This is a genomic window from Nonomuraea indica (genome assembly GCF_002850745.1).
GTDB classification, from domain to species: Bacteria; Actinomycetota; Actinomycetes; order Streptosporangiales; family Streptosporangiaceae; genus Nonomuraea; species Nonomuraea indica.
Window position 1 is genome coordinate 223,329 of the sequence record NZ_KZ559467.1, and the last position, 17,613, is coordinate 240,941.

Annotated in this window: 11 protein-coding genes and 1 pseudogene; 8 read left to right on the forward strand and 4 right to left on the reverse strand. The window is 72.1% G+C overall.

All coding sequences use genetic code 11. The features are described from left to right. Nucleotides 1-64: 64 nt before the first annotated feature. Nucleotides 65-271: pseudogene (locus tag CXR44_RS41595) on the reverse strand (beta-galactosidase trimerization domain-containing protein); the annotation flags it as partial. Nucleotides 272-426: 155 nt separating this feature from the next. Here CXR44_RS41595 and CXR44_RS05155 point away from each other — a divergent pair. The 5 genes from CXR44_RS05155 to CXR44_RS05175 are packed head-to-tail and all read left to right on the forward strand — an operon-like array spanning nt 427 to nt 8,633. Further along, on the forward strand, nt 427-2,724 hold the full coding sequence (locus CXR44_RS05155) for a TIM-barrel domain-containing protein (protein ID WP_101783722.1): 2,298 nt from the start codon (nt 427-429) through the stop codon (nt 2,722-2,724). Then, nucleotides 2,721-4,031, forward strand: coding sequence for an ABC transporter substrate-binding protein (locus CXR44_RS05160; RefSeq protein WP_101783723.1), 1,311 nt, complete (start codon nt 2,721-2,723; stop codon nt 4,029-4,031). The genes CXR44_RS05155 and CXR44_RS05160 overlap by 4 nt, the downstream gene beginning before the upstream one ends. Nucleotides 4,032-4,034: 3 nt before the next feature. After that, complete coding sequence (locus CXR44_RS05165) at nt 4,035-4,895, forward strand: carbohydrate ABC transporter permease (RefSeq protein ID WP_101783724.1); 861 nt, start codon at nt 4,035-4,037, stop codon at nt 4,893-4,895. Then, nucleotides 4,892-5,719 (forward strand): carbohydrate ABC transporter permease, encoded by an 828-nt coding sequence (locus CXR44_RS05170; RefSeq protein WP_101783725.1) that lies wholly within the window; start codon nt 4,892-4,894, stop codon nt 5,717-5,719. Before CXR44_RS05165 ends, CXR44_RS05170 begins: the two co-directional genes overlap by 4 nt. 25 nt (nt 5,720-5,744) lie before the next feature. Continuing rightward, nucleotides 5,745-8,633 carry a glycoside hydrolase family 3 protein gene (locus CXR44_RS05175; protein WP_101783726.1) on the forward strand — a complete coding sequence of 963 codons (2,889 nt, stop codon included), beginning with the start codon at nt 5,745-5,747 and terminating at the stop codon, nt 8,631-8,633. Between the two features lie 31 nt (nt 8,634-8,664). Here the strand turns inward: CXR44_RS05175 and CXR44_RS05180 are convergent, their stop codons facing one another. Next, nucleotides 8,665-8,844, reverse strand: coding sequence for a hypothetical protein (locus tag CXR44_RS05180; RefSeq protein ID WP_101783727.1), 180 nt, complete (start codon nt 8,842-8,844; stop codon nt 8,665-8,667). 168 nt (nt 8,845-9,012) lie between these two features. Here CXR44_RS05180 and CXR44_RS05185 point away from each other — a divergent pair, with 168 nt between their 5' ends. From CXR44_RS05185 to CXR44_RS05195, 3 genes are all read left to right on the forward strand, one after another. Then, complete coding sequence (locus CXR44_RS05185; protein ID WP_101783728.1) at nt 9,013-10,218, forward strand: ROK family transcriptional regulator; 1,206 nt, start codon at nt 9,013-9,015, stop codon at nt 10,216-10,218. A 133-nt stretch (nt 10,219-10,351) separates the two neighbouring features. Then, complete coding sequence (locus tag CXR44_RS05190; protein WP_101784189.1) at nt 10,352-13,159, forward strand: glycoside hydrolase family 3 protein; 2,808 nt, start codon at nt 10,352-10,354, stop codon at nt 13,157-13,159. Next, the gene (locus tag CXR44_RS05195; protein ID WP_101783729.1) at nt 13,156-14,160 is read left to right on the forward strand and encodes a LacI family DNA-binding transcriptional regulator; all 1,005 of its coding nucleotides are present in this window, start codon (nt 13,156-13,158) and stop codon (nt 14,158-14,160) included. The genes CXR44_RS05190 and CXR44_RS05195 overlap by 4 nt, the downstream gene beginning before the upstream one ends. Nucleotides 14,161-14,278: 118 nt before the next feature. Here the strand turns inward: CXR44_RS05195 and CXR44_RS05200 are convergent, their stop codons facing one another. After that, on the reverse strand, nt 14,279-15,658 hold the full coding sequence (locus CXR44_RS05200) for a hypothetical protein (protein WP_180903190.1): 1,380 nt from the start codon (nt 15,656-15,658) through the stop codon (nt 14,279-14,281). 135 nt (nt 15,659-15,793) lie between these two features. Beyond that, nucleotides 15,794-17,545, reverse strand: coding sequence for an acetyl/propionyl/methylcrotonyl-CoA carboxylase subunit alpha (locus CXR44_RS05205; protein WP_101783730.1), 1,752 nt, complete (start codon nt 17,543-17,545; stop codon nt 15,794-15,796). Between the last annotated feature and the right edge of the window lie 68 nt (nt 17,546-17,613).

Genomic DNA, 17,613 nt, shown 5'->3' on the forward strand with positions numbered 1-17,613 from the left:
GCAGGTTGGCCGCGTCGTCGTCGGGAGAGCGGGTAGAGGCTCGGCACGAGCCCAGCCGGTAGCCGGACAGGCCGTCGGACGGATGGGCGAGGTCGGCGGTGACGCCGTGGCGGTAGAGCACCCGGTGCGCCTGGCGGACGGCGTCGAGGTGGTCGAGCTCGGACGACGGCAGGCCGGGAGCCCGCAGGGCCCACCATGACTCGGCGTCCCACAGCACGGCCGCCTCCGCCCGGACGGGGCCGCCGGGCCGTGCCACGTCCTCGTGCCCCACCTCGCGGGGTCACTGCTCCGAGTCGCAGTCGCCGCCGTAGTTCGTCGCAGCCCTCCTATTGGGATGGAGTCTCAACGAATTCGCCGTTGACGTTTGTTGGTATGGAGACCAAACTAATCCACGGAGTTGGCGCTTGCCCCACCAGAGGAGCCTTCATGCCCTACCGTCCCCCGCTGGTCGCGCACGAGTACTTTGTCGCCGACCCGCCCGAGCTGCCCGTGCGCGAACGGGGCGAGGGCGGCCTGTCGGCGCTGACCACCGCCGAGCTGGTCGCGGCAGGCGACACCGGGGTGATGCTCAAGGCGACGACCGGCACCGAGGAGACCCTCGTCGTCCAGGTCGGCGTGGCCGGCGAGGGGGTGATCCGGGTCCGGTTGAGCGAGGACGCCGACGCCCGGCCCCGCTCGGAACGGGCGATCCCGCTCGTCACCCCCGGCACGTACGCCGGAGCCCGGGTCGAGACCGAGCCCGGCGCGCCGATCGTCGTCGACGCCGGATCGCTGCGCGCCGAGATCAGCCTGTCGCCCTGGCACCTGCGGCTCACCGACGCCTCCGGCGCCACGCTGCTGGAGCAGGACCGCGGCCACACCGACATCAGCGGCCGGCTGCGCACGCTGCCGTTCGGCCGCTCGGCCGCCGGAGGGGTGCCGGTCGCGTACCACGAGAGCTTCGCCGCCCCGCCGGACGAGGCGTTCGCCGGCTTCGGCGAGTCGTTCGCGCCGCTGGACAAGCGCGGCCAACGGCCGGTCATGTGGAACTTCGACGCCTTCGGCGCCGAGTCGCAGCGGGCCTACAAGAACATCCCCCTGTACGTGTCGAGCCGGGGCTACGGCGTGCTCGTGGACAGCGGCGCGCCGACGGAGTTCGACATGTGCCAGTCGACGCACAGCGTGGTCCAGATCGTGGTGCCGGACGACGTGCTCGACTACTACGTGATCGCCGGGCCGACCCCGTCCGAGGTGCTGGACCGCTACGACGGCCTGACCAGCCGGCCGGAACTGCCGCCGAAGTGGGCGTTCGGCACCTGGATCTCCTCGGGATTCTTCGTGGACACCCAGGAGCGGGTGCTGGCCAGGGCGCGCACGATCAGGGAGAAGGGCATCCCCTGCGACGTGCTGCACCTGGACTGCTACTGGCAGACCGAAGGCCACTGGTCCGACCTGCGCTGGGACCCCGACCGCTTCCCCGACCCCGACGCGATGCTGGCCGAGCTGGACCGGATGGGGTTCAAGGTCTGCCTGTGGATGAACCCGTACGTCTCCCACCTCAGCCCGGCCTTCCGGGAGGCGGCCGAGGCCGGCTTCTTCCTGCGGACGCCCGGCGGCGAGCCGTACGTGGCCGACTGCTGGCACGGCTCCTACCCGCCCTGCGGGATCGTCGACCTCACCAACCCCGAGGCGGTGGCCTGGTTCAAGGACCTGCTCCGCCCGCTGCTCCGGCAGGGCGTGCAGACGTTCAAGACCGACTTCGCCGAGGGCGTGCCGCACGACGCCGTCGCCGCCAACGGCATGACCGGCACCGACCTGCACAACGTCTACACGCTGCTGTTCAACGACGCCGTCGCCGAGGTCACCCGCGAGGTCCACGGCCACGGCCTGGTCTGGGCGCGCTCGTCGTTCCTCGGCGGGCAGCGGCACAGCGCCCAGTGGGGCGGCGACACCTACACGAGCTACGCGGCCATGGGCAGCACGCTGCGCGGAGGGCTGGCGCACGGCCTGTCGGGCGTGCCGTTCTGGAGCCACGACGCCGGCGGCTTCACCGGCACGCCGACCGACGACCTGTACGTCCGGTGGACCCAGTTCGGCGCGCTGTCCCCGCTGCTGCGCCTGCACGGCACGACCAGCCGCGAGCCGTGGGAGTTCCCGGCCGTCGAGGAGCACGCGGTGGCGGCGCTGCGGCTGCGCTACCGCCTCATGCCGTACCTCTACTCGGCGGCGGTGGAGGCGGCGCGGACCGGCGCGCCGATGATGCGCGCGCTGTGCGTGGACTTCCCCGGCGACCCGGTGGCCTGGCAGGCCGACCTGGAGTACCTGCTCGGCCCCGACCTGCTGGTGGCCCCCATGACGGCACCGGAGGGGACGCGGCAGGTCTACCTGCCGGACGGCGAGTGGGTGGACTACTGGACCGGCGAGGTGCTCGCCGGCTCCCGCTACGTCCGCGTCACCAAGCCGTTGGAGCAGATCCCGATCTTCGTCCGCCACGGCGCCCTCATCCCGGTCGGCCTGCCGGGCGACACCGTGGGCACGCCGGACGCGATCACCCTTGTCGCCTTCGGGGCCGGCGACAGCCGCACACGGATCCACGACACCGATGGCGACACCGCGGTCGTGGCCACCCGGGACGGGGACACGCTGCGCGTGACCGCCACCGGGCCGAAACGGATCGCCGCGGTCGAGTTCGCCCCGGTAGCGGGTGCGCCCGGCCGGGCCGTCATCAGTCAGGAGACATCATGAGGAAGTCGAGGGGCGCCGTCAGGCTGGCCGCCGCGCTGACCGCCGGGGCGCTGGCGCTGGCGGCCTGCGGGTCGGGCGACGACAAGCCCGCCGCGAGCGGCGAGCCGCGCGTGCTCAAGCTGTGGCACTACGAGACCGCCGACAGCGCCATGGGCAAGGCGTGGGCGGAGGCGATCAGGAAGTTCGAGGCGAGCCACCCGGGCGTCACGGTGAAGTTCGAGGAGAAGGGCTTCGAGCAGATCCAGAAGACCGCGAGCATGGTGCTCAACTCCGACGAGGCGCCCGACGTCATGGAGTACAACAAGGGCAACGCCACCGCCGGCCTGCTGTCGAAGCAGGGGCTGATCGCCGACCTGAGCGAGGAGGCGACCAGGCGCGGCTGGGACAAGCTGCTGCCGGGCGGCCTCCAGGTGACCGCCAAGTACGACGAGCGGGGCGTCATGGGCTCCGGCAAGTGGTACGGCGTGCCCAACTACGGCGAGTTCGTGATGGTCTATTACAACAAGGACCTCTTCGACAAGCACGGCGTCAAGGTGCCGACCACGTTCGACGAGCTGACCGCCGCCCTCGACACCTTCGTCAAGGCCAAGGTGACGCCCATCGCCTCCGCCGGCGCCGAGTACCCGGCCCAGCAGATCTTCTACCAGCTCGCGCTGACCAAGGCGCAGCGGCCCTGGGTGGACGCCCTGCAGTCCTACAAGGGCAAGGTGGACTTCCACGGCCCCGAGTTCAGCTACGCAGCGCAGACCATGGCCGACTGGGTGAAGAAGGGCTACATCGCCAAGGACTCCGGCGGCATGAAGGCCGAGGACATGGGCGTGGGGTTCATGAAGGGCGAGTACCCCATCATGATCAGCGGTAGCTGGTGGTACGGCCGCCTCGCCTCCGAGATCAAGAACTTCGAGTGGGGCCACTTCCTGTTCCCCGGCGCCACCCTGTCTCCCGGCTCCAGCGGCAACGTCTGGGTCGTCCCCGAGAAGTCCGAGAACAAGGACCTCGCCTACGACTTCATCGACATCACGATGAGCAAGGAGATCCAGAACCTGCTCGGCAACTCCGGCGGCGTGCCGGTGGCCGCCGACCCGGCCGCCATCACCGACCCCAGGAGCAAGGAGCTCATCGAGAGCTTCAACAAGCTCACCTCCGCCGACGGGCTGGCGTTCTACCCCGACTGGCCCGCCCCCGGCTACTACGACGTGCTGGTCGCCGGCGTGCAGAACCTCGTCAACGGCAGCAAGACCCCCGACCAGGTGCTGGACGAGATCGCCGGGCCGTACGAGGACAACCTCGCCGACATCGGCGGTTAGCCCATGACGCGCACCAAGGGCTACTGGTGGTACCTCGCACCGAGCCTGGTCCTGTTCCTCGCCGTCATCGTGGTGCCGTTCCTGATGAACGTCGCCACGAGCTTCACCCGCTGGACGGGCGTCGGCACGCCGCGGTGGGCCGGGCTGGACAACTACGCCCGGCTCCTCGACGACGAGCGGTTCTGGCAGTCGTTCCAGCACAACGTGGGCCTCATCGTGGCCATGGCGATCGTGCCGACCGCGCTCGGGCTGGTGCTGGCCGCGGCGCTGTTCGACTGCATCGGCCGCTGGTTCGGCGCCCGCACGGCCGCCGCGCTGCGCGCCATGTACTACCTGCCGCAGGTGCTGCCCGTCGCGGTGGCGGGCGTGGTGTGGGGCTGGATGCTGCACCCCTCGTACGGGGCCGTCAACCAGGCGTTCGGGCTGCGGCTCGACTGGCTCGGCGACCCCGACCTGGCCCTGGCCACCGTGATGGCCGTCATGGTGTGGTTCCAGCTCGGCTATCCCGTCGTCATCTTCATGGCCGGGCTGCAGCGGGTGGACCCCGCCCTGCACGAGGCGGCCGAGATCGACGGGGCGTCGTGGTGGCGCAGGTTCTGGCACATCACGATCCCGCAGATCCGGCCGGAGACGTTCGTGGTGCTGCTGACCTGCACGATCGCCGCGCTGAAGGTCTTCGGGCCGATCTTCGTGCTGACCCGCGGCGGGCCCGGCAACGCCACCATGGTGCCGTCGTACTTCTCCTACCTGAACTTCTTCCAGAAGAGCAACGTCGGGTACGGCTCGGCCATCGCCACCGTGCTGGCCGTCGTCATCATCGTGGTGACGTTCCTGTTCCTGCGCGTGCAGGAGCGTGCCCGATGAGGGCGGCCGGGCCGGGCCGGTGGGCCGTGCTCGCGTCGCTCGCCGTGCTGGCCGTCGCGATGGTGTTCCCGTTCGCCGTCGTCGCGCTCAACGCGGTCAAGTCGCCCGCCGACTACAGCTCGGGCGGGCCGCTGAGCCTGCCGGACCAGATCCACCTGCAGGGCATCGTCGACTTCTGGAACCGCGTCGACTTCGGCGAGAAGCTGTGGAACAGCTTCGTGATCAGCGCCTCGGTGGCCCTGCTCGCGGTCGTGCTGTCGGTGCTCAACGCCTACGCGCTCGGCGTCGGCCGGGTGCGCGGCCGGCTGTGGATCCTCGTGCTGTTCCTCGTGGGCAACACGCTGCCGCAGGAGGCGCTGGCCTACCCCCTGTACTACCTGGCCAAGGAGGTGGGCCTCTACGACACCCGGCTGTCGATGATCATCGTCTTCACCGTGATCCAGGCGGCCTTCGGCACCTACCTGCTGAGCGCCGTCCTCGGCCAGTTCCCCAAGGAGATCCTGGAGGCCGCGTCGATCGACGGCGCGGGCCGCTTCCGGGCGCTGTGGCAGATCGTGGTGCCGATCAGCCGGCCCACGCTGAACGTCCTGGTGATCTTCTTCTTCATCTGGACGTGGAACGAGTTCTTCCTCCCCCTCGTGTTCCTCATCTCCAACGAGACGCAGACCGTGCCGGTCGCCCTCGGCGTCCTGCAGGGCGAGAAGTACATGGACGCCACCATGTCCAGCGCCTCGGCCCTGCTCGGCATCGTCCCGGCGGTCGCCTTCTTCCTCATCTTCCAGCGCACGCTCACCCGCGGCGTCACGGTCGGCGCCGTCAAGTAACCCCCCGCCCCCTGGAGCAGATCTCATGTCCCGACGCTTGAGGACCCCGGCGGTCCTCGCCCTCGTGCTCGCGGCGTCGCTGCTGGCCGCACCCCCGGCCACGGCCGACGACCTGCCGTTCCGCAACCCCGCGCTGCCCGTCGAGCAGCGCGTGAGCGACCTGCTCGGCCGCCTCACCCTCGCCGAGAAGCTGACCCTGCTGCACCAGTCGCAACCGGCCGTCCCGCGGCTCGGCATCCCGTACCACAAGAACGGCACCGAGGCGCTGCACGGGATCGCCTGGTCCAACGACCTGAACGACAACTGGAACCAGAAACTCGCCGCCGGCACCGTGTTCCCCCAGGCGGTCGGCCTGGCCAGCACGTGGGACCCCGAGCTGATCAGGAAGGTCGGCTCGGCCGTCGGCGACGAGACCCGCGGCTACAACGCCCAGAACCCGGCCCTGTGGGGGCTGCAGGTGTGGGCGCCGGTCGTGGACCCGCTGCGCGACCCGCGCGCCGGCCGCAACGAGGAGGGCTACTCGGAGGACCCGCTGCTCACCGGCGCGATGGCCACCGCCTACGGCAAGGGCCTGCAGGGCGACGACCCCTTCTACCTGAAGACCGCGCCGGTGCTCAAGCACTACCTCGCCTACAACAACGAGACGAACCGCAGCCTCACCTCCGCCAACCTCACGCCGAAGCTCAAGCGCGAGTACTACGAGCAGGCGTTCAGGACCGCCGTCAAGGCCGACGCCGCGACCGGCGTCATGGCCTCCTACAACCTGGTCAACGGGCGGCCCAACCACGTCAACCCCGACCTGAACGAGGTCGTCCGCTCCTGGACCGACCGGACCCTCTACAACGTCAGCGACGCGTGGGGCCCGCACGCGCTCACCGACGTGGAGAAGTACTTCGACGACAAGCCCGAGGCGTTCGCCGCCGTGCTCAAGTCGGGCCAGGACAGCTTCACCATCGACGGCAGCGACAGCGGCCCGCTGGTGACCCACCTCACCGCCGCCCTCGACCGGGGCCTCATCACCGAGGCCGACGTGGACAGGGCGGTCGGCCACGCGCTGACCATCAGGTTCCGGCTCGGCCACTTCGACCCGGACGGCGGCCCGTACAAGAAGATCACCGCTGACGTGATCGACAGCCCGGCGCACCGGAGGCTCAACCGGGAGACCGCCGCCAAGGCGGCGGTCCTGCTGCGGAACTCCGGCACCCTGCCGCTCAGGTCGCCCACCTCGGCCGCCGTCGTCGGACCGCTGGCGGACCGGCTCCACAGCGACTGGTACGCCGGAAGGATGCCCTACGAGGTGACCCCGCTCGACGGGATCAAGGAACGCGTCTCCGACGTCACCACCGGCACGGGCCTGGAGCGAGTCGCGTTCAGGCACCTGGACTCCGGCAGGTACATCACCGCCACCGGCACCGGCCCGGACGACAACGCCGCGCTGACCGACACCGCCCCCACGGCCGCCTCGCAGTGGGACGTCACCGACTGGGTCGCCGGCGTGTCCACCCTGCGCAACGCGGGCAACGGCAAGCTGCTCGGCGGCGACTGGCGCTCGCTGGACACCGACGACGACGAGCCCAGCGGCTGGTACGTGCAGCAGCAGTTCGCGCTGGAGCGCCAGGCCGACGGCTCGCACCTCATCAGGTACGCCGGCTTCGAGAACGCCGAAGGCTGGTACGGCCTGCCCGACCCGTACGTGACCGTCACCGCGGACGGCGCGCTGGGCCTGGCCCCCAAGGCGCAGGCGGCCCGCTTCGCCAAGGAAGTCGTCTCCGACGGCATCGCCGCCGCCGCCGAGCAGGCCCGCAAGGCCGACGTGGCCGTCGTGGTCGTCGGCAGCCATCCGTGGGTGCACGGCCGGGAGGTCCACGACCGCGACGACCTGCGGCTCGGCGACGGCCAGCGGCGGCTGATCGAGGCGGTGCGCGAGGCCAACCCCGACACCGTGGTGGTGCTGGAGACCAGCTACCCGGTGATCGTGGACGCGCCGACGCTGCTGTGGACCACGCACGCCGGCTCCGAGACCGGCCACGCCGTTGCCGACGTGCTGTTCGGCGACGTCAACCCGGCCGGGCGGCTCACCCAGACCTGGTACGGCGCCGACGAGCTGCCGAGCATCCTCGACTACGACCTGGTCAAGACCGGGATGACGTACCTGTACCACCGGGGCGACCCGCTCTACTCCTTCGGCCACGGGCTCAGCTACACCACCTTCGGCTATCAGGACCTGCGGGTGCGCGGCGACCAGGTGAGCGTCCGGGTCACCAACACCGGCAAGGTGCCGGGCGAGGAGGTCGTCCAGCTCTACACCCACCAGCAGCGCTCCCGCTTCCGGCAGCCGGTCAAGCAGCTGCGCGGTTTCCGGCGGATCGCGCTGGCGCCCGGCGAGTCGAAGACGGTCACCTTCCCGTTCAGGCGGGACGACCTGGCCGTGTGGGACCACACCCGCGGCAGGTGGGTCGTCGAGGCGGCCACCCACGACGTGCTCGTCGGCTCGGCCTCGGACCGCATCCGAGCCCGGACCACGGCGCGGATCGCCGGCGAGACCGTCCCGGTCCGGGACCTCACCAGGACCACCCGGGCGATGGACTTCGACGACTACTCCGGCGTGGAGTTCGCCGACGAGAACAAGGTCAGGGGCGACGTCGTGGCCGGGTCCGCGGGGGACTGGATCGCCTTCACCGGGGCCTCCTGGGGCTCGCGGCTGACGGCCTCGGTCTCCTCGGCGGGCGGCGGCTCCGTCGAGCTGCGCCGCGACTCTCCGGCCGGGCCCCTGCTCGGCACCCTCCGGGCGCCCGCCACCGGCGGCGTCTACCAGTGGGTCACGGCCAAGGCCGCGGCGCAGGCCGGGCAGGGAGACCTCTACCTGGTGTTCAAGGGAGACCTGCGGCTCAGGGACGTCACGCTCGCGCGCTGAATTCGTCGTGACTCCCAACTATTGACGCGCGTCACCGGCGCATGAGCCTCGGACCGAGGCTCATGCGCGAGGCGACGGTCAGGGTCCCCGCAGATCCGCTCACGCCCCGAAGGCTGTTCAGCATCCTGGCCGTCGCCGTCGTCGTGCTGGTGACGGCGGCGGCGGTGGTGCGGATGGCGCCGGTCTCGGCCGTCGCCTCCGACCCGTACACCTTCAGGATTGTCGGGGCAGCGCAGATCCCGGTTAGGATTAGTTCGTCTGCCCATCAAACAAATTAGAAGGGACCGTCGCCACAAGGGACCGTCCCGGTCACAGGTTGGTGAAGGGAGCCCGCGATGCGGCATGCTGGGGACACCTCCTGGCGGGAACGGGGCTGATTTTGATCACATCCACGACCGGCCCGCAGCCGGCCGACTTCGCCGACGTCCGGGCCACCAACCTCGCGGTCGTGCTGCGATTCGTGCGCGAGCACGCGCCGTGCTCGCGGGCGGACATCGCGGCGTCCACCGGGCTCAACAAGGCGACGGTCTCCAGCCTGGTCGCCGACCTGATAGACCGGCGGCTGGTGCGCGAGACCGGGCTGACGGAGAACCGGGTGGGCCGGCCGGCCACGATGCTCGTCCTCGACGGCTCGCCGTACGCGGCGATCGGCGTGGAGATCAACGTCGACTACGTCTCGGCCGTGGCCACCGGGCTGGCGGGGGAGCGGCTGCTGACCTGGCGGCGCTCGTTCGCCGGCGGCTCGTCGGTCAGCCAGGACGTGGCCGCCGTCGCCGCCGTCATCCGGCGCGTGGTGGGCCGCATGGTCAAGGAGGAGCGTCAGATCCTCGGGCTGGCCGTGGCCGTGCCCGGCCTGGTCGACGTCCAGGGCGTCGTGCGTTTCGCGCCCAACCTCGGCTGGCGCGACGCCGACATCAGCGGCGACCTGGCCAAGGCGCTGCGCGACCCGGGCTTCTCCGTCCAGGTCGACAACGACGCCAACCTCGCCGCGCTGGCCGAGCAGCGTTTCGGCTCGCACGCGGGAGCCGCCGACCTCGTCTACCTCACCGGCGAGATCGGTGTGGGCGCCGGCGTCATCCTCGACGGCCGGCTGCGCCGGGGCGCCCGCGGCTACAGCGGCGAGCTCGGCCACGTCCAGCTGGACCCCGACGGCCCGCCGTGCAGGTGCGGGCGGCGCGGCTGCCTGGAGTCGATGGCCGGCATCGCCGCCGTCCTGCGGCGCGAACCGTCACCCGCCGAGATCCAGGTCGAGATCGAGGAGGTCGTCCGGTCCGCCCGCGCGGGCGAGGCCGCCACCCTGAAGATCCTCGAATCCGCGGGCCGCGGCCTCGGCCGGGGCGTCGCCGTCATCGCCAACCTGCTCAACCCCGAGGTGGTCATCCTCGGCGGCTACTACGTGCCCCTCGCACCCTGGCTGCTGCCCGCGGTCCGCGACGAGATCGCCGGCCGGGTCCTCGCGCCGGGCGGCTGCGAGGTGGTCGCCTCGGCCCTGGCGCACGACGCCGCCGCGCTCGGCGGCGCGGCGCGGGTGCTCGACTCCGTCGACTCGGGCCACCTGCCCGGCGGCGCGTCACGCCTCACCTGACGTCACAGAAAGTCGCGACGCAGGTCTTGACCTCCGTCACACAGGCGGGCACCCTTCAGGAAACCCGCCGAAATTTCCGCGTAACTTCCCCGGCCGGTCGTCGAAGCGCTTCGACACTTTCAGAGGGATGGCCATGCACGAACCCTTCCGCGACCCCGACGTCCCGATCCCCGACCGGATCGCGGACCTGACGCGCAGGCTCACCCTGGAGGAGAAGCTCGCCCTGCTCCACCAGTACCAGGCGCCGGTCGACCGGCTCGGCGTGGGCCCCTTCCGCACCGGCACCGAGGCGCTGCACGGGCCGGCCTGGCTGGGCCCGGCCACCGTCTTCCCGCAGGCCGTCGGCCTGGCCACCACCTGGGACCCCGACCTGGTCCGCAGAGTGGGCGAGGCCACCTCGGACGAGGTGCTGGCCTTCCATCACAAGGACCCGGCCGGCGCGGGCCGCAACGTCTGGGCGCCCGTGGTCAACCCGCTGCGCGATCCGCGCTGGGGCCGCAACGAGGAGGGCTACTCCGAGGACCCGTGGCTGACGGGGCTGATGGCCACCGCCTATGCGCGCGGCCTTCGTGGGAGCGATTCCAAGGTGCTCAAGACCGCTCCCACGCTCAAGCACTTCCTCGGCTACAACAACGAGACCGACCGTTGCGTCACGTCGAGCAACCTGCCTCCGCGGGTCCTGCACGAGTACGAGCTGCCCGCCTACCGCCCGGCCCTGGAGAGCGGCGCGGCCGTCGCCGTCATGCCCTCCTACAACCTGGTCAACGGCCGGCCCGCGCACCTCAGCCCGCTGATCGAGCGGGCCCTGCGGGCCTGGGCGCCCGACGACATCCTCGTGGTCAGTGACGCCTACGCCCCCGGCAACCTGACCGGCCTGCAGCGCTACCACGACACGCTGCCCGAGGCGTACGCGCACGCCGTCCGGGCGGGGCTCGACAGCTTCACCCAGGACGACGACCGCGGCGAGGCGACGATCGGCCACCTGCGCGAGGCCGTCGCCCGCGGCCTGCTCGCCGAGGCCGACGTGGACCGGGCGGTGCGGCACACCCTGTCGATCAGGTTCCGGCTGGGCGAGTTCGACCCGGCGACGCCGTACGACGACATCACCGAGGAGGTCGTCAACCGGCCCGAGCACCAGGCGCTGGCCAGGGAGGCGGCCCGCCGGTCGTTCGTGCTGCTGTCCAACGACGGCCTGCTGCCGCTCGGCCCGGTGACGAGGATCGCGGTGATCGGCCAGCTCGGCGACACCCTCATGGAGGACTGGTACAGCGGCACCCTGCCGTACGCCGTCACCGCCCGCGCGGGGCTGGCCGAGCGGTGCGAGACCGTGTTCTGCGAGGCCGTGGACCGGATCACGCTGACGGCCGAGACCGGCCCGGTCACCGCCGACCCGGCCGGCGGGCCGCTGAGCGTCGGCGGACCGGCGGGTCCTGCCGGCGCCTTCGACCTGTTCGACTGGGGCGGCGGCGCCTACGCGCTGCGGGCCGTCGCCACCGGCAGGTTCGTCTCCGCCGACGACGGCATCCTCGTCAACGACCAGCCCGGCCCGAACGGCTGGGAGGTGCGTCAGACCTTCCGCCTGGAGGACCGGCCGCGCGGCGCGATCGCGCTGCGCCACATCTCCTCCGGCTGCTACGTCGGAGCGGGTGGTGACGGGGTGCTGCGCCTGGTGGACGACGCCGACCAGGCGCTCTGGCTGGGCCTGGAGGTCGTCAGGAGCGGCGCCGAGCAGGCGGCCGAACTCGCCGCGGGCGCCGACGTCGCCGTCGTCGTGGTCGGCGACCATCCGCTGGTCAACGGCCGGGAGACCGAGGACCGCACCAGCCTCGCCCTGGCGCCGGCGCAGGACGCCGTGGTCGCCGCCGTGCACGCCGCCAACCCGCGCACCGTCATGGTGATCAGCAGCGGCTACCCGCTCACCTGGACCAGCGCCGGCCTGCCCGCCGTGCTGTGGTCCGCGCACGGCGGCCAGGAGTACGGCCACGCCCTGGCCGAGGTGCTGTTCGGCGAGGCGGACCCGGAGGGCCGGCTCACCCAGACGTGGTACCACTCCGCCCAGGAACTGCCCGACCTGCTCGACTACGACATCATCACGGCCGACGCCACCTACCTGTACTTCCGGGGCAGCCCGCTCTACCCGTTCGGGCACGGGCTCAGCTACACCAGCTTCGACTTCGCCGACCTGCGGGTGACGCCGGCGGAGGCCGGGGTGACGGATGTGGTGTCGGCCGAGGTGACGGTGACCAACACCGGTCCCCGCGAGGGCGTCGAGGTCGTCCAGTTCTACACGCACCAGCAGCGCTCCCGGGTCAAGCAGCCGCTGCGCCGGCTGCGCGGCTTTGAGAAGGTGCGCCTCGCGCCCGGCGAGAGCCGCACCGTGCGCCTGACGCTGCCCGTCCGCGAGCTGGCCTTCTGGGACGTCACCCGGGGCCGGTTCGTCGTGGAGAGCGCCCCGCACCAGCTCATGGTCGGGCGCAGCGCGACCGACCTGCGGCTGAGCGCCCGCTTCGAGGTGGCGGGCGAGACCGTCCCGCCCCGCTCCGGGACGCTGGCGGCCGTGGACCACGACGAGTACGACGCCGTCGCGTTCGTGGACGCCGCCCGGGAGGACGGCGAGGCCGTCCGCTCGGAGGCGGAGGGCGCCTGGATCGTGTTCCGCGAGGTGGACCTGACCGGCGTGACCTCCTGCGTCCTGCACGCGGGCAGCGCCGAGGGCGGCGTCGTCTCGCTCCATCTCGGCGACCCGCTCTACGGGCCGGCGCCGGCCGCCTTCCCCGTCCCGCGCACCGACCGGTACGCCTACCGGGCGATAGAGGCGCCGCTTGCGCACGCGGCCGGAGTCCACGATCTTTATGTGGTGTTCGAGAACGACGGCATCACCCTGGCCCGCCTCGAACTCGACGGCGCCCCTGCGGGCGACGGGCCGGGAGGCGGTGCTTGAGCGGGCGCACGGTCACGATCGCCGAGGTCGCCAGGCACGCCGGAGTGGCGGTCAGCACGGTCTCCTACGTGCTCAGCGGCAAACGGACGATCTCGGCCGACACCCGCAGGCGCGTGCTCGACAGCATCAGCGCGCTCGGCTACCACCCCAACGCCGGGGCCCGCGCGCTGGCCAGCAAGCGCTCCAACGTCATCGCGCTGGTGCTGCCGCTGCGCGCCGGCATGCACGTGCCCGTGCTGATGCGCTTCGCCAGCGCGGTCGTCACCGCCGCCCGCCGCTTCGACCACGACGTCCTGCTGCTGACCGCCGACGAGGGCACCGAGGGCATCCGCCGGGTGGCCGCGAGCGCCCTGGTCGACGCGCTCGTCCTCATGGACGTCGAGCTGCACGACCGCAGGGTGCCGTTGCTGCGCGAGCTGGCCGAGCCCAGCGTGCTCATCGGCTTCCCCGCCGAGCGCGCCGGGCTGACGTGCGTCGACCTCGACTTCGCCGCCGCCGGCGCCCGGTGCGTCGCCCACCTGTCCGAGCGGGGGCACACCGAGATCGCGCTGCTCGGCGCCCCCGCCGTGGTCTACGAGCGCGGCACCGGCTTCGCCCGCCGGACCCGGGAGGGCTTCACCGACGCCGTCGCGGCGCACGGCCTCGACGGGGTGGCACTGCCGTGCGAGGAGACGTTCGACGAGATCCACGAGACCGTCGCCCGCCTGCTCGCCGACCGGCCGGGCCTGTCGGGCATGGTGGTGCACAACGAGGCGGCCGTCAACCACGTGCTCGGCTCGCTCCGCCAGCTCGGCAGGCGGGTGCCGGGCGACGTCGCCGTGGTCGCCATCTGCCCCGACGACGTGGCCGAACGGGCCAGCCCGCCGCTCACCTCGGTCCTCATCCCGGCCGAGGAGGTCGGCCGGGAGGCGGTCCGGCTGGTGATGGAGAAGCTGCGGGGCGCGCCCGTGCCGGAGGCCACCCTCCTCACCCCGCAGCTCACCGTCCGGGCCAGCACCTGACCCCTGTCAGGGGCCCAGCCGCCGGGCACGGGCTTGTAGCCCGCCCTACCGTCCGGACGAACGCGACGGGCGCGCCCCCCGGAGGGAACGCGCCCGATCGGCGGAGGAGACGGGACGGCTACCAGTCGCCGCCGCCGAAGTCACCGCCGCCGAAGTCGCCGCCGCCGAAGTCACCCCAGCCGCCACCGCCGCCGAAGTCACCGCCGCCGCCGAAGTCGCCGGCGCCCGCGTCGGCGTAGCCCTCCGCGTAACCGGCGCCGTAGCCGCCCATGCCCCAGCCGCCGCCGAGCATGCTGCCCATCATGGTGCCGATGAACATGCCGGTCATGATGTCGCCGAAGCCGCCGTAGTAGCCGTAGGCGTACGGCTGGTAGGCCGGACCGGCGTCGTAGTAGGGGCGACGCTGGCCGTTGACCATGACCTCGCGCATCTGCGGGTCGAAGCCGCGCTCCACCGCCTCGGCGTCGGCCTTGCAGGCGGGCACGTCGCGCACCGCCCCACCGGGCGGGGCCCAGCGCACGTCACGCACCGACGGGCCGTGCTGCGGGTTGAAGAAGCAGGGCGCGCGCCGCTCGGGCACCGGCTGGTTGTTGACCCGGGCCTTCACCACCGCGAGTGCGTAGCGGCCGTCCTCCAGCGTCTGCGTGACCTCGCGGACCTGGTCGGCCCGCTGCACGGCGGCGAGCTGCGTCTTGGACTTCTCGTAGGAGTCGAGCGCCTGCTGCCACTCGTCGATGTGCTGCCCACCCTGGCCGGCGAGCGTGACGTCGGTGTCGAGCGCGGTGATCTCCTCGCCGAACTTGGTGACGTCCTCCTCCACGGTCTGCTTGACCGCGGCGAGCTCCTGGGCCTCCTTGGCGGCCAGCTTCTTCTTCCGGTTCTTGGAGTAGAGGAAGTAGCCGCCGCCACCGGCCAGCGCGATGACGCCGAGGCCGACGAGCACGCCGGTGCCGCCGCCGCTGCCGCCCACCGGACCGGAGGTCAGCGCCTTGGTGCGCTGGTTGTCGGCGAGCAGGTTGACCCGCTCGACGAAGTCCTGCATGCCGGACACCACGTTGTCGTTGTGCCGGGTGGCGAGGTTGGCGGCCTGACCGGTCAGGCCCCGGCCGAAGTTGGAGACGGCGAAGAGCGACTTGCCGTCGAGCACGGCGATGGTCATCTCTCCGCTCTTGGCCTGGGAGGCCGCGGTGGCGAGCTGTTGCAGATAGGGTCCGGCGGCGGCGTTGCTGGGCAGCGTGCCGTCGGGCAGCGCGGCCACGTAGACGCTGACCTTGGAGTCCTTGAGCGTCTGGCGGATCTCCGACTGCTCCTCGGCGGTCAGCGGGGAGCCGGGCTGGACGAAGAGCGGGTCCTTCTGGTCCTTCCAGTGGGCCAGGACGGACTGCGCGTCGGGCGGAGCCGCGGCCGCCTGAACGGCGGGGGTGAGCGCGAAGACGACGAGTAGACCGGCGAACAGAGCCGCGATCGCGGCCCCCGCACGGCGCAGCGAATGGGTCATTGGCAGCTAGCCTCCTTCGCCCATGAGGACGAACGGGCGGTGGACAAAGTTCCTCACTTGGCACGCTACCCGCCTGGCGACTCCCAAGCGCGCGCTCCCGCCAGAGATCCTCGGTCCACGACGCCCGCAGTGCCGTCAAGCGTCCTTGATCTCGCAGAGAGTCGCGCCCGAGGTGACGGGCTGCCCCACCGCGGCGGTCAGGCCCGTGATGGTGCCCGACTTGTGCGCGGCCAGCGGCTGCTCCATCTTCATGGCCTCCAGCACCACGACCGTGTCGCCCTCGGCCACCACGTCACCGTCGGCTGCGACGACCTTGACGATCGTGCCCTGCATCGGGCTGACCAGCGCGTCGCCGCCCGCCGCCGCCTTCTTCGCGCCGCCCCCGCCGCGTCGCGGCCGGCGGGCGCCCGCCGGAGGCGCGGCGGTCGTGCCGAATCCCGCGGGCAGGACCACCTCCAGGCGCTTGCCGCCCACCTCGACCGTCACCGTCTCGCGCGCCGCCGGCTCGCCCTCCGGCCCCGCGACGTCGCCGGCGAACGGCTCGATCGTGTTGGCGAACTCGGTCTCGATCCAGCGGGTGTGCACCGAGAACGGCTCGGCGGTGAAGGCCGGGTCGGACACGACCGCGCGGTGGAAGGGCAGCACGGTCGGCATGCCGCCGATCTCGAACTCTGCCAGCGCCCGTCGCGAGCGCTCCAGCGCCTCGGCCCGGGTGCGGCCCGTCACGATCAGCTTGGCCACCAGCGAGTCGAACGACTGCGGCACCGTCATGCCCGCCTCGTAGCCGGAGTCGAGCCGCACGCCCGGCCCCGACGGCGGCCGCCAGGCGGTCAGCGTGCCCGGCGCGGGCAGGAAGTTGCGGCCCGCGTCCTCGGCGTTGATCCGGAACTCGATCGCGTGACCGCGCAGCTCCGGGTCGTCGTAGCCGAGCGGCTCGCCGGCGGCGACGCGGAACATCTCCCGCACCAGGTCGATGCCCGCCACCTCCTCGGTCACCGGGTGCTCGACCTGCAGCCGGGTGTTGACCTCCAGGAACGAGATCGTGCCGTCCTCGCCGACGAGGAACTCGCACGTGCCCGCGCCCACGTAGCCCGCCTCGCGCAGGATCGCCTTGGAGCTGGCGTAGAGCACCTCGACCTGCTCCTGCGTGAGGAACGGGGCGGGCGCCTCCTCCACGAGCTTCTGGTGCCGCCGCTGCAGGGAGCAGTCGCGAGTGCTGACCACCACCACGTTGCCGTGCGCGTCGGCCAGGCACTGCGTCTCGACGTGGCGTGGCCGGTCGAGGTAGCGCTCCACGAAGCACTCGCCCCGCCCGAAGGCGGCCACGGCCTCGCGAACCGCCGACTCGTACAGCTCGGCGACCTCGTCCAGGGCGCGGGCCACCTTGATGCCCCGCCCGCCGCCGCCGTACGCGGCCTTGATCGCGATCGGCAGGCCGTGCTCCTCGGCGAACGCCACCACCTCGGCGGCGCCCGAGACGGGGTCCTTGCTGCCGGCCACCAGCGGGGCGCCCACCTTCTGGGCGATGTGCCGGGCCCGCACCTTGTCGCCGAGCGCCGCGATGGCCTCGGGCGGCGGCCCGATCCAGATCAGGCCCGCGTCGATCACGGCCTGCGCGAACGAGGCGTTCTCGGAGAGGAACCCGTAGCCGGGGTGCACCGCGTCGGCGCCCGAGCGCCGCGCGACGTCCAGCAGCTTGCCGACGTCGAGGTAGGTCTCCCCGGCCGAGCGGCCGCCCAGCGCGTACGCCTCGTCGGCGACCCGCGCGTGCAGGGCGTCGAGGTCCTCGTCGGAGTAGACGGCCACGCTGGCGAGGCCGGCGTCCTTGCACGCCCGCGCGACCCGTACGGCGATCTCGCCGCGGTTGGCGATCAGAACCTTGCGCACCTGCGTCCGTCCTTCCTCCACCGGGCACTCAACCGGGCACTCAACGGAGTGTAAGCGCCGGGCTCCGT